Here is an 11,725-nt window from a genome sequence, read left to right as displayed (position 1 = left end):
CCGACCGGACCCGGCCGGATCAGCCCAGCTGCGCGAGGCCCTCCATGGCGATCCGCTCGAAGACCTTCTCGTCGGCGGCGAAGACGGAGTCGGGGATGGGCCAGTGGATGACGATCTCGGTGAACCCCAGCTCCTTGTGGCGCCCGGCGAAGTCCACGAACGCGTCCAGGGACTCCAGCGGGCGCCCGCGGTCCGGGGTGAAACCGGTGAGGAGGATCTTGTCGATGCCGGCCACGTCCCGGTCGATCGCCGCACACGCGTCGGCGAGCTTGCCGAGCTGCCCGCGCAGGGCCTCGACGGACTGCTCGGGGGTGCCCTCCTCGTACAGCTTGGGGTCACCGGTGGTCACCCACGCCTGCCCGTACCGGGCGGCCAGCCGCATCCCGCGCGGACCCGTGGCGGCCACCGCGAAGGGCAGCCGGGGCCGCTGCAGGCAGCCGGGGACGTTGCGGGCCTCCTGCGCCGAGTAGAAGGAGCCCTCGTGCGACACCGTGTCCTCGGTCAGCAGCCGGTCCAGCAGCGGAACGAACTCGGCCAGCCGGTCGGCGCGCTCCCGCGGGCTCCACGCCTCCTGGCCGAGCGCGGTGGCGTCGAAGCCGGTGCCGCCCGCGCCGATGCCGAGGGTGATGCGGCCGCCGGAGATGTCGTCGAGGGAGATCAGTTCCTTGGCGAGGGTCACCGGGTGCCGGAAGTTCGGCGAGGTGACCAGCGTGCCCAGCCGCAGCCGCTCGGTCACGGACGCCGCAGCCGTCAGCGTCGGGATCGCGCCGAACCAGGGCCCGTCACGGAAGCTGCGCCAGGTGAGGTGGTCATAGGTGTACGCCGTGTGGAAGCCGAGCTGCTCGGCCCGCATCCAGGCCGAACGGGCGCCTTCGTGCCAGCGGCGGTAGGGCAGGATCACGGTGCTCAGACGCAGACTCATGCATCGAGCGTAAGCGGCCGAAAGTGTTTCACGTGAAACACGGCCCGCCTGGTCACCGTACGCGGCCGCCCGTCACCGTGCGCGCTCGCTCGTCACCGTACGCGGCCGCTCAGCCACGGCGTGAGCGTGACCGCGGGCACGTACTCCTTGTGCGTCCGGTCCCCCGGCAGCGGTACGACGAGGAAGTAGCCGGGCGGGAACCGGCGCCCCCGGACGAAGGCGAGACCGTCGAAGAGGGAGCGGAGGAAGGCGGGCACGTCGTCGCGGGCCACGTCGGGGCACTCGACGCCCTCGACGGTGATGAGCGCGTCGTCGTCGGGGTAGAGCCGGACGCTGACCCGGGGGAGCCCGCCGAACTCGACGTAGGCCTCGTGCGGGAGCGAGCCGTCGGGGTCGCTGACGACGCCGACGCCCGCGGCGCTGCGGCGGGAGGTCAGATCGGCGCCGATGTCATGGCTGACCTCGATCTCGCGCGCGTATGCGCGGGCCAGGTCCCGCAGGGCGGTGACGGCGGCCTCGGTGCTGGGCAAATGGTCCATACCACTGATCCTGCCGTACAGCGGATCCCCGCTGTAGCCCCCTTCTGCTCCCCGACTCAGTGCGGCCCCGGAAAGCGCAGGTAGCGCGCGGGCACCGCCTCGGTCAGCCACACCCCGTTGGCGCTGACGTGGAACACGTGGCCGTCGCGGTGCATCGCCCCGGCGTCCACGGCGAGCACCACGGGCCGCCCGCGGCGGGCGCCGACCCGGGTGGCGGTCTCCCGGTCGGCGGACAGGTGCACGGCGTGCCGGTTCATCGGCCGCAGCCCCTCGGCGCGGATCGCGTCCAGGTGGCGGGCGACGGTGCCGTGGTAGAGATACGGCGGCGGGGTCGCCGCCGGAAGGCCCAGGTCCACGTCGACGCTGTGCCCCTGGCTGGCGCGGATCCGGGTGCCGTCGACGGCGAACCGCTTCTTGTCGTTGGTGGCCACCACGTGGTCGAGTTCTTCCCGGGCGAACCGGAAGCCGTGGGACGCGGCCGCCGCGATCAGGGTGTCGATCTCGACCCAGCCGCCCTCGTCGAGGGTGATCCCGATCCGGTCCGGCTGGTGACGCAGATGCTTCGAGAGGTACTTCGACACCTTCACGGTGCGTCTTTCGTCCATCCCCTCAGCATGAGGGGAGAGACGAGGATCACGCATTTTGTTTTGGGTCGAAGGTTTGGTCCACAAACAACAGCGGTTATCCACAGCCGAGTTGGCGCAACTGTGGACAACCGGCCGCCGACACAAGGAAGTTCGTCAAGTCTCCCTGACGCCACATCAGTTCAGCAGTGACGCGCCAACTCAGCTACACCGGGGGCCTCATCCGCGCCAGCGCCCTCAAGACCCTTGGAGAAAAACGCGAGAGCACATGCGCCGCACGCGCCTCCGGCGTCACCGGCACCACGGCCTCGTTGCGCACGACGGCCCGCAGGACGGCGTCAGCGACCCTCTCCGGCGGGTAGTTGCGCAGTCCGTAGAGACGGGCGGTGCGCTTCTGGCGGCGGGCCTCCTCCTCCGAGTCAACGCCCGCGAAGCGTGCCGTCGAGGTGATGTTCGTGTTGACGAGTCCCGGACAGAGCGCCGTAACTCCGATGTCCTCACCGGCGAGTTCGGCGCGCAGGCACTCGGACAGCATCAGCACCGCCGCCTTCGACGTGCTGTACGCGGGCAACGCGCGGGAGGGCTGATAGGCCGCCGCCGAGGCGATGTTGACGATGTGGCCGCCCTGGCCACGCTCGGACATCTGCTTGCCGAAGACGCGGCAGCCGTGGATGACCCCCCACAGGTTGACGTCGAGGACGGCACGCCAGTCGTCCGTCGTCGTGTCGAAGAAACCGCCGGACAGGCCGATGCCCGCGTTGTTCACCAGCACGTCGACGACGCCGAGTTCGGTGCGGACCTTCTCCGCGAGCTTCTCCATCGCCTGCTCGTCCGTGACGTCGACCGTCTCCGCCCAGGCCTCGGGCGCGCCGAGCAGGCGGGCCAACTCGGCGGTCCTGACGGCGCTTTCCGGATCCCGGTCGACGGCCACCACGCGCGCTCCGGCCTCGGCGAAGGCGAACGCCGTGGCCCGCCCGATGCCGCTGCCCGCCCCGGTGACCAGCACCAGTTGCCCGCCGAAGCGGTCGGAGTACCGCCCGGACGCCTCGGGTCGGGGCCGGCCGCCTTCCACGCTCGTCACGAACTCCTCGATCCAGGCGCTGACCTGGTCGGGCCGGGTCCGCGGGATCCAGTGCCCGGCCGGGAGCGTCCGACGAGTCAACCGGGGAGCCCACAGCTCCAGTTCGTCGTACAGGCGCTCCGACAGAAACGCGTCCCCGGCCGGCGTGATGAGCTGCACGGGCGCGTGCGCGTACGCGTCCGTGCGGGGCCTGCGCAGCCGGGCTCGGACGTTGTCGCGGTACAACCAAACGCCGTGCGCCGCGTCTTCGGGCAGCGAGGAGGTCGGGTAGTCGCCGGGGGGCACCTTCTCCACGCGCTCCAACAGGCGCGGCCAGCGCTTGCCGAGCGGTCCCCGCCAGGCGAGTTCGGGCAGCTTGGGGGTGTGCAGCAGGTAGACGTACCAGGACTTGGCGCCCTGGCCGAGGAGTTGGCCGACGCGGCGCGGAGTGGGCCGCTGCACGCGCTTGTTGATCCAGTGGCCGAAGTGGTCCAGGGACGGCCCCGACATGGAGGTGAAGGAGGCGATCCTGCCCTCGGTGCGCTTGACCGTCACGAACTCCCAGCTCTGCACCGAGCCCCAGTCGTGGCCGACCAGATGCACCGGCCGGCCGGGGCTGACCGCGTCCACGACGGCCAGGAAGTCGTCCGTCAGCTTCTCCAGCGTGAAACCGCCGCGCAGCGGCCGCGGCGCCGAGGAGCGGCCGTGGCCCCGGACGTCGTACAGGACGACGTGGAACCGGCCGGCCAGCCGGGCGGCGACCTCCGACCACACCTCCTTGCTGTCCGGGTAGCCGTGGACCAGCACCACCGTCGGCCGCGCGGGATCGCCCAGCTCGGCGACGCACAGCTCGACCCCACCGGTCCGCACCCAGCGCTCGCGCGCACCCTGCAGCGTCATCGGCCCTCCGTCCCGCGCACTCCCGTACCCATCCATGTCACTCGTCCTCCGCCCAGCGCCGTACGTGCGGCAGGTCGTCGTCCAGCCAGAAGGCGCTCTCCTCGGGGTCCCGCGAGTCGGTGACGACGAGGATCTCCTCGAACTTCGCGCCCGTCCCCCGGAACCCGAGGTGCGGCTCGACCGCCCACAGCCCCGGCCGCGGCGGATGGTCGGAGAAGCGGTACGGCGACCACAGCGGCGACCAGCCCTCGCGGTGGCCGTGCAGCGCGTCACTCGCCAGCCCCTTCAGCGCCTGCGTGCCGAACCCGAACAGCCGGGGCGAGAAGCGTCGCTCGCGCACCCGGTCGACCTTGTGCGCGATCACCCCGAACGGATAGGCGCGGTGCCGGTTGGCGTACCCCTGGCGCACCATGAGCCGGTCCACGTCCTCGTAGATCTCGCGCAGCGACCGCCGCTCGCGCACCTCGCGCAGGATCAGCTCGCGGTGCGCCTCCAGGTCGGCCATCAGCCGGTGCTGCAGCGGGTTCGGGCCGAGCGACCCCGAGTAGCCGATGTCGGCGGTGTACCCCTCGTACACGGGGGCCATGTCCAGGATGAACGGCATTCCGGGCTCCAGCCGCCGGCTGGTCGGGAAGAACTGCAGCGGCACCCGGAAGTCCACGAACGCCGTCCGGTCCCCGAACCAGGCGAACGGCATGTGGAACCAGTCGCTCACGCCCCGCTCGCGCAGCCATTCGCGTTGCATACGGGCCGCCTCCCGCTCGGTCACGCCCGGACGCAGGCGGGCCGCGACCGCCTTGGCGCACTCGTAGGCGAGGCGCTGTACGCGCCGGAACCCCGCCAGGTCCGCGGAGGCCCGCCCCCCTGCCACTGCCGTCGTCATACCCACGCCCACCTGTCTCGCCGACTGCGCTACGCGCCCGTAACTTGACTTCAGCGAATGTGGCAGTTGTTAGACGCGTCGTCAATAGGCCGGTCGGGACGGGGCTCGGGAGGGCAGTTCGGAACGGGGCTCGGGAGGGCGGTCGGAACGGGGCTCCGTAACTCTCGGGTACGGCATCCCCTAGGGCCCCGTACGACCGGAGAGTGAGGCCAAGACGGCTCTCCGGTCTGACGATTTCCGTGGCGTGCGTCACTACCTTCGAGAACGTGACTGTGATCGCGACCGAAAGCCTGAGCAAGCGGTTCCCCCGGGTGACCGCACTCGACCGGCTGTCCGTGGACATCGGACCCGGTGTGACGGGACTCGTCGGCGCCAACGGCGCCGGCAAGTCCACCCTCATCAAGATCCTGCTGGGCCTGTCCCCGGCCTCGGAGGGCCGTGCCGAGGTGCTCGGACTCGACGTCGCCGGCCACGGCGCCGCCATCCGCGAGCGGGTCGGCTACATGCCGGAGCACGACTGCCTGCCGCCCGACGTCTCGGCCACCGAGTTCGTCGTGCACATGGCCCGCATGTCCGGCCTGCCGCCCGCCGCGGCCCGCGAGCGCACCGCGGACACCCTGCGCCACGTCGGCCTGTACGAGGAGCGCTACCGCCCCATCGGCGGCTACTCCACCGGCATGAAGCAGCGCGTCAAGCTCGCCCAGGCCCTCGTGCACGACCCGCAACTGGTCTTCCTGGACGAGCCGACCAACGGCCTCGACCCCGTCGGCCGCGACGAGATGCTCGGCCTCATCCGCCGCATCCACACCGACTTCGGCATCTCCGTGCTGGTCACCTCGCACCTGCTCGGCGAACTGGAACGCACCTGCGACCACGTCGTCGTCATCGACGGCGGCAAGCTGCTGCGCTCCAGCTCCACCACCGACTTCACGCAGACCACCACCACCCTCGCCGTCGAGGTCACCGACACCGACGAACACCCCGACGGCACCCGCGCGATGCGCGAGGCGCTGCACGCGCGCGGGGTGACCGTCCAGGACGGCAGCGGCCTGCCCGGCGCCGGCCACACCTTGCTGCTCACCGCGGACGGCGAGGAGACCTACGACCTGGTCCGCGACCTCGTCGCCGACCTCGGCCTCGGCCTGGTCCGCATGGAGCAGCGCCGGCACCACATCGCGGAAGTCTTCACCAGCGCCGACGACCGGCGCGACGAGCAGCGGAAGGAGGAGGCCGTCCATGGCGGTTGAGCAGTACCTGGCCACCGGGCCGGGAGACCAGACCCGCATCCACGACATCGGCTACCGCACCTACGACGGCCCCCGCCTCGGCCGCGCCTACGCCCGCCGCTCGCTGTACTCGCAGTCACTGCGCGGCGCCTACGGCCTCGGCCGCTCGGTGAAGTCCAAGGTGCTGCCGATGCTGCTGTTCGTGGTGATGTGCGTGCCCGCGGCCATCATGGTCGCGGTCGCCGTCGCCACCAAGGCCAAGGACCTGCCGGTCGACTACACGCGCTACGCGATCATCATGCAGGCCGTCATCAGCCTGTACGTCGCCTCCCAGGCACCCCAGTCCGTCTCGCGCGACCTGCGCTTCAAGACCGTGCCGCTGTACTTCTCCCGGCCGATCGAGACCGCCGACTACGTCCGCGCCAAGTTCGCCGCGCTGGCCTCCGCGATGTTCCTGCTCACCGGGGCGCCGCTGGTCGTGCTGTACGTGGGCGCGCTGCTCGCCAAGCTCGACTTCGCCGACCAGACCAAGGGATTCGCACAGGGACTCGTCTCCGTGGCACTGCTCTCGCTGCTCTTCGCCGGCATCGGCCTGGTCATCGCCTCCGTCACCCCGCGGCGCGGCTTCGGCATCGCCGCCGTCATCGCCGTACTGACCATCTCCTACGGCGCGGTCTCCGTCGTCCAGGCCATCGCCTACGAGCAGGACAGCACCGGCGCGATCGCCTGGCTCGGACTGTTCTCGCCGGTCACGCTCATCGACGGCGTGCAGTCGGCGTTCCTCGGCGCGCACTCCGCCTTCCCCGGCGGACAGGCCCCGTCCGACGGGCAGGGGGCCGTGTACGTCCTCGTCGTCCTGGGCCTGATCGCCGCGGCGTACGGCCTGCTGCTGCGCCGCTACAAGAAGGTGGGACTGTGACCACGCTCTCTCTCGACCATGTCTCCCGCTGGTTCGGCAACGTGGTCGCCGTCAACGACATCACCATGACGATCGGCCCGGGCGTCACCGGCCTGCTCGGCCCCAACGGCGCCGGGAAGTCCACCCTCATCAACATGATGGGCGGCTTCCTCGCCCCCTCCACCGGCACCGTCACCCTCGACGGGCAGCCCGTGTGGCGCAACGAGGAGATCTACAAGCACATCGGCATCGTCCCCGAGCGGGAGGCGATGTACGACTTCCTCACCGGCCGCGAATTCGTCGTCGCCAACGCGGAGTTGCACGGCCTCGACGCCCGCGCCGCCCAACGCGCCCTGGCGACGGTCGAGATGGAGTACGCCCAGGACCGCAAGATCGCCACGTACTCCAAGGGCATGCGGCAGCGCGTGAAGATGGCCAGCGCCCTCGTGCACGACCCGTCGCTGCTGCTGCTCGACGAGCCGTTCAACGGCATGGACCCGCGCCAGCGCATGCAGCTGATGGAGCTGCTGAGGCGCATGGGCGACGAGGGCCGTACCGTGCTGTTCTCCTCGCACATCCTGGAGGAGGTCGAGCAGCTCGCCTGGCACATCGAGGTGATCGTGGCCGGCCGGCACGCCGCCAGCGGCGACTTCCGGCGGATCCGCCGGCTGATGACCGACCGCCCGCACCGCTACCTGGTCCGCTCCAGCGACGACCGGGCCCTCGCCGCCGCGCTGATCGCCGACCCGTCGACGTCCGGCATCGAGGTCGACCACGCCGAGGGCGCGCTGCGCGTCCAGGCCGTCGACTTCGCCCGCTTCACCGCCCTGCTGCCCCGGGTCGCCAAGGCCCACGGCATCCGGCTGCTGACGGTCTCGCCGTCCGACGAGTCCCTCGAATCCGTGTTCTCGTATCTGGTCGCGGCGTAGGAGGCCGAAGATGTACGACCCCACTGTCGCCCGGCTCACCTACCGGGCCCTGCTCGGCCGTCGCCGCGCCCTCATCCTCGGCGCGCTGCCGCTGCTGCTCGTCGTGATCGCCGTGGCGGTGCGCGGGCTGACCGGAGCCGACGACCAGACCGCGGTGAACGTCCTCGGCGGGTTCGCGCTCGCCACCATGGTGCCGATCATCGGTGTCATCGCGGGCACCGGCGCGATCGGGCCGGAGATCGACGACGGTTCCGTGGTGTACCTGCTGTCCAAGCCGGTCAAGCGGCCGACGATCATCTTCACCAAGCTGATCGTGGCGATCGGCGTGACGATGGCCTTCTCGGCGGTCCCGACGCTGATCGCCGGGCTGATCCTGAACGGCAACGGCCAGCAGATCGCCGTCGCCTACACGGTGGCCGCCCTCGTCGCGTCCATCGCCTACGCGGCGCTGTTCCTGCTCCTCGGCACGGTCTCCCGCCACGCGGTGGTCTTCGGGCTCGTCTACGCCCTGGTCTGGGAGGCGCTGTTCGGCTCCCTCGTGGCCGGCGCGCGCACCCTCAGCGTCCAGCAGTGGTCCCTCGCGGTCGCCCACAAGGTCGCCGGCGGGGACCTCGTCACCTCCGACGTGGGCCTGACGACGGCGACGGTGCTGCTGGTCGCGGTGACGGTACTGGCCACGTGGTACGCGGGGCAGCGGCTGCGGTCGCTGACGCTGGCCGGGGAGGAGTGACGGGGCTCGACTGCCCCGGTCGCGTCCGAACGGCTGCTCGAAATTCGGTGGCGTCCAAGGCGTCGTACCGGCACAGTTACCGGTGTCCACCCGCCGGGCCCCGCGGCCCGGCGTCACCGACTGGGAGAGGAGCGGGACGATGTCCATGCACGGCAGTACGTCCAGCTCCCGACAGGGCAGCCCGCGGCGGGCACCGGAGTAGCCGTTACCTCTCCGTGGAGCCCGCCCCGCACGGGGAGCTGCCCGGGGCGGCCGCTTCGAGCACGCGATGTCGCTCTCGCGTGGGCCGCCCACCCGGAGGATTGGCCGAGTGGTAAGGCACCGGCTTGCTAAGCCGTGGTCGGGGGTGACCCCGCGCACGTTCGATCCGTGCATCCTCCGCGAGACGTTGCCACTGGGGCTGGGTGGGGGCGCGCCGTTGGGGTGCGGTGCGTTGTCGGGTACGGGTGGGTTGGTGGCTGGTCCACTTGCCGCCGACGGGGCTGCGGTGCCGTAAGGGGCGCGGGGAACTGCGCGACCAGCCCACCACTCACCCGCACCCGGCAACGGCCATACGCCCCACGGCGCGACCCCGGCTACGCCAGCAACCGCTCCAGTACCACCGCGATCCCGTCCTCCTCGTTGGAGGACGTGACCTCGTCGGCGACCGCCTTCAGCTCCTCGTGGGCGTTGGCCATGGCCACCCCCCGCGCCGCCCAGGCGAACATCGGGATGTCGTTCGGCATATCGCCGAAGGCGATCGTGTCGGCGGCCTTCATGCCCAGGCGGCGTGCCGCCAGGGACAGTCCCGTGGCCTTCGACAGGCCGAGCGGGAGCAGTTCCACGATGCCCGCGCCGGCCATCGCGACGCTCACGAAACCGCCCGCGGCGCGGCGGGCCGCCTCGGCCAGCTCGTCGTCCGACAGCTCGGGGTGCTGGATGTAGATCTTGTTCAGCGGGGCGCTCCACAGATCGGACGCGTCCGCGAACGGGGTCGCGGGCAGCGCACCGGTCAGCGCGTACCCCGGGCCGACGAGGACCTCGCCGTCCAGGCCGTCCCGGCTCGCCGCCAGATACAGCGGCCCGACCTCCGCCTCGATCTTCGCGAGGGCCACGCCGGCCAGCTGCCGGTCCAGGGTGACCGACGTCAGCAGACGGCGCTCCCCGGCGTGGTACACCTGGGCGCCCTGGGCGCAGACGGCGAGTCCGTCGTAGCCGAGGTCGTCGAGGATGTGCCGGGTCCAGGGGGCCGCGCGGCCGGTGACGACGATGTGGGCGGCGCCCGCCGCGGTGGCCGCGGCGAGCGCCTCACGGGTGCGCTGCGAGACCGACTCGTCGGAGCGCAGGAGCGTCCCGTCGAGGTCGGTGGCGACGAGCCCGTACGGGAAACTCACTTGGCCACCGGCTCCAGGACCTCCCGGCCGCCCAGGTACGGCCGCAGCACCTCGGGGACGCGCACCGAGCCGTCGGCCTGCTGGTGGTTCTCCAGGATCGCCACGATCGTCCGCGGTACGGCGCACAGCGTGCCGTTGAGCGTGGCCAGCGGGCGGACCTTCTTGTCCTCGCGGACGCGGATCGACAGCCGGCGGGACTGGAACTCGGTGCAGTCCGAGGTCGAGGTCAGCTCGCGGTACTTGCCCTGCGTCGGGATCCACGCCTCGCAGTCGAACTTACGGGCGGCCGAGGCGCCGAGGTCGGCCGAGGCCACGTCGATCACGCGGAACGGCAGCTCCAGCGAGGTCAGCCACTGCTTCTCCCACTCCAGCAGCCGCTGGTGCTCGGCCTGGGAGTCCTCGGGCTTCACGTACGAGAACATCTCGACCTTGTCGAACTGGTGCACGCGGAAGATGCCCCGGGTGTCCTTGCCGTGCGAGCCGGCCTCGCGGCGGAAGCAGGGGGAGAAGCCCGCGTAGCGCAGCGGCAGCTGGTCGGCGTCGAGGATCTCGTCCATGTGGTAGGCCGCCAGCGGCACCTCGGAGGTGCCGACCAGGTACAGGTCGTCCTTGTCGAGGTGGTAGACGTCCTGCGCGGCCTGGCCGAGGAAGCCGGTGCCGGCCATCGACTGCGGGCGCACCAGCGCCGGAGTGAGCATCGGCGTGAAGCCGGCGGCCGTCGCCTGGGCCAGGGCCGCGTTCACCAGGGCCAGCTCCAGCAGGGCGCCGACGCCGGTGAGGAAGTAGAAGCGGGAGCCGGAGACCTTCGCGCCGCGCTCGACGTCGATCGCGCCGAGCAGCGTGCCGAGTTCCAGGTGGTCCTTGGGCTCGAAGCCCTCGGCGGCGAAGTCGCGGATCTCGCCGTGCGTCTCCAGCGTGACGAAGTCCTCCTCGCCGCCGACGGGGACGTCGGGGTGGACGAGGTTGCCGAGCTGGAGCAGCAGCTCCTGGGTCTCGGCGTCGGCGGCGTCGCGCTCGGCCTCGGCGGCCTTGACGTCGGCCTTGAGCTGTTCGGCCCGCTTGAGCAGGTCGGCCTTCTCCTCGGCCGAGGCCTTGGGGATGAGCTTGCCGAGCGACTTCTGCTCGTTGCGCAGCTCGTCGAAGCGGACGCCGGAGGACCTGCGCCGCTCGTCGGCAGACAGGAGGGAGTCGACGAGCGCGACGTCCTCTCCACGGGCGCGCTGGGACGCGCGCACACGGTCGGGGTCCTCACGGAGCAGACGAAGGTCAATCACGCGGTCAAGGCTACCGGTGCGGCGTCCGCGCTCACGACTCCCTATTCGCGACGCCACGGCCGGCTTACCGGAGTCACCCCGTACGGACCGTTATGACGGAATTGCCGACCGTGCACGGGACGGGGGCGGGCCGGTCAAGGGAGAGTGTCCCACTCCCTGGGACGGGGCATGCCCGAGGCCGCGCGTTGACTCGATTTCCTTGTGGAGAACGGGACTTGGGCTCGCTGTTGTCCACAGAGTTCCACAGCTTCCGAGAAGTTATCCACAGGGTGTGAGAAAGATCTGTGGATTGCGGAATTGATCACTCCGCGATCGAGTCGGGTCCTTAGGATTCCCGGCGCAAACCTCTTTTATCCGCACTTTCGAGTGGAAAGCGTTCGCTCCAAAGGATGGAGTAAAGGAAACAG

The 11,725-nt window shown here is 70.9% G+C and carries 11 protein-coding genes and 1 tRNA gene; 5 read left to right on the top strand and 7 right to left on the bottom strand.

From position 1 onward, the window contains the following. Positions 1 to 19: 19 nt before the first annotated feature. The 5 genes from IE308_RS23780 to IE308_RS23760 all read right to left on the bottom strand — a co-directional run bounded on the left by IE308_RS23780 (position 20) and on the right by IE308_RS23760 (position 4,888). The gene (locus IE308_RS23780; RefSeq protein WP_190219492.1) at positions 20 to 922 is read right to left on the bottom strand and encodes an LLM class flavin-dependent oxidoreductase; all 903 of its coding nucleotides are present in this window, start codon (positions 920 to 922) and stop codon (positions 20 to 22) included. A 92-nt stretch (positions 923 to 1,014) separates the two neighbouring features. After that, the gene (locus tag IE308_RS23775; protein ID WP_110629151.1) at positions 1,015 to 1,461 is read right to left on the bottom strand and encodes a hypothetical protein; all 447 of its coding nucleotides are present in this window, start codon (positions 1,459 to 1,461) and stop codon (positions 1,015 to 1,017) included. 56 nt (positions 1,462 to 1,517) lie between these two features. Further along, positions 1,518 to 2,066, bottom strand: coding sequence for an RNA 2'-phosphotransferase (locus tag IE308_RS23770; protein WP_190219491.1), 549 nt, complete (start codon positions 2,064 to 2,066; stop codon positions 1,518 to 1,520). A 184-nt stretch (positions 2,067 to 2,250) separates the two neighbouring features. Then, positions 2,251 to 4,005, bottom strand: a complete 1,755-nt coding sequence (locus tag IE308_RS23765; RefSeq protein ID WP_190219490.1) for an SDR family oxidoreductase — start codon at positions 4,003 to 4,005, stop codon at positions 2,251 to 2,253. A gap of 37 nt (positions 4,006 to 4,042) precedes the next feature. After that, entirely contained in the window at positions 4,043 to 4,888 is an 846-nt protein-coding gene (locus tag IE308_RS23760) for a M24 family metallopeptidase (RefSeq protein ID WP_190219489.1), read from the bottom strand. A gap of 272 nt (positions 4,889 to 5,160) precedes the next feature. Between IE308_RS23760 and IE308_RS23755 the strand changes: the two genes are divergently transcribed. From IE308_RS23755 to IE308_RS23735, 5 genes are all read left to right on the top strand, one after another. After that, the gene (locus IE308_RS23755; RefSeq protein WP_110636712.1) at positions 5,161 to 6,135 is read left to right on the top strand and encodes an ABC transporter ATP-binding protein; all 975 of its coding nucleotides are present in this window, start codon (positions 5,161 to 5,163) and stop codon (positions 6,133 to 6,135) included. After that, complete coding sequence (locus tag IE308_RS23750; RefSeq protein ID WP_190219488.1) at positions 6,125 to 7,033, top strand: ABC transporter permease subunit; 909 nt, start codon at positions 6,125 to 6,127, stop codon at positions 7,031 to 7,033. The genes IE308_RS23755 and IE308_RS23750 overlap by 11 nt, the downstream gene beginning before the upstream one ends. Beyond that, positions 7,030 to 7,941: an ABC transporter ATP-binding protein gene (locus IE308_RS23745; RefSeq protein WP_190219487.1), complete on the top strand. Its 912-nt coding sequence runs from the start codon at positions 7,030 to 7,032 to the stop codon at positions 7,939 to 7,941. The genes IE308_RS23750 and IE308_RS23745 overlap by 4 nt, the downstream gene beginning before the upstream one ends. 10 nt (positions 7,942 to 7,951) lie before the next feature. Beyond that, the gene (locus IE308_RS23740) at positions 7,952 to 8,671 is read left to right on the top strand and encodes an ABC transporter permease subunit (RefSeq protein ID WP_110629145.1); all 720 of its coding nucleotides are present in this window, start codon (positions 7,952 to 7,954) and stop codon (positions 8,669 to 8,671) included. Between the two features lie 296 nt (positions 8,672 to 8,967). Continuing rightward, a tRNA-Ser gene (locus tag IE308_RS23735) sits at positions 8,968 to 9,052 on the top strand. A 194-nt stretch (positions 9,053 to 9,246) separates the two neighbouring features. Here the strand turns inward: IE308_RS23735 and IE308_RS23730 are convergent. Both IE308_RS23730 and serS read right to left on the bottom strand, forming a co-directional pair. Further along, positions 9,247 to 10,044 (bottom strand): HAD family hydrolase, encoded by a 798-nt coding sequence (locus tag IE308_RS23730; RefSeq protein WP_110629144.1) that lies wholly within the window; start codon positions 10,042 to 10,044, stop codon positions 9,247 to 9,249. Further along, positions 10,041 to 11,318: a serine--tRNA ligase gene (gene serS / locus IE308_RS23725; protein ID WP_110629143.1), complete on the bottom strand. Its 1,278-nt coding sequence runs from the start codon at positions 11,316 to 11,318 to the stop codon at positions 10,041 to 10,043. Before serS ends, IE308_RS23730 begins: the two co-directional genes overlap by 4 nt. Between the last annotated feature and the right edge of the window lie 407 nt (positions 11,319 to 11,725).

The sequence above is a fragment of the Streptomyces griseosporeus genome, assembly GCF_014656055.1.
GTDB classification, from domain to species: domain Bacteria; phylum Actinomycetota; class Actinomycetes; order Streptomycetales; family Streptomycetaceae; genus Streptomyces; species Streptomyces griseosporeus.
Note: the sequence above shows the minus strand (reverse complement) of the source record. Positions and strands in the feature narration are given on the sequence as shown.

Coding starts and splice junctions, on each gene's coding strand:
- IE308_RS23740 (WP_110629145.1), top strand. CDS start 7,952: ATGTACGACCCCACTGTCGCCCGGCTCACCTACCGGGCCCTGCTCGGC.
- IE308_RS23750 (WP_190219488.1), top strand. CDS start 6,125: ATGGCGGTTGAGCAGTACCTGGCCACCGGGCCGGGAGACCAGACCCGC.
- IE308_RS23775 (WP_110629151.1), bottom strand. CDS start 1,461: ATGGACCATTTGCCCAGCACCGAGGCCGCCGTCACCGCCCTGCGGGAC.
- IE308_RS23780 (WP_190219492.1), bottom strand. CDS start 922: ATGAGTCTGCGTCTGAGCACCGTGATCCTGCCCTACCGCCGCTGGCAC.
- IE308_RS23770 (WP_190219491.1), bottom strand. CDS start 2,066: ATGGACGAAAGACGCACCGTGAAGGTGTCGAAGTACCTCTCGAAGCAT.
- IE308_RS23765 (WP_190219490.1), bottom strand. CDS start 4,005: ATGACGCTGCAGGGTGCGCGCGAGCGCTGGGTGCGGACCGGTGGGGTC.
- IE308_RS23760 (WP_190219489.1), bottom strand. CDS start 4,888: ATGACGACGGCAGTGGCAGGGGGGCGGGCCTCCGCGGACCTGGCGGGG.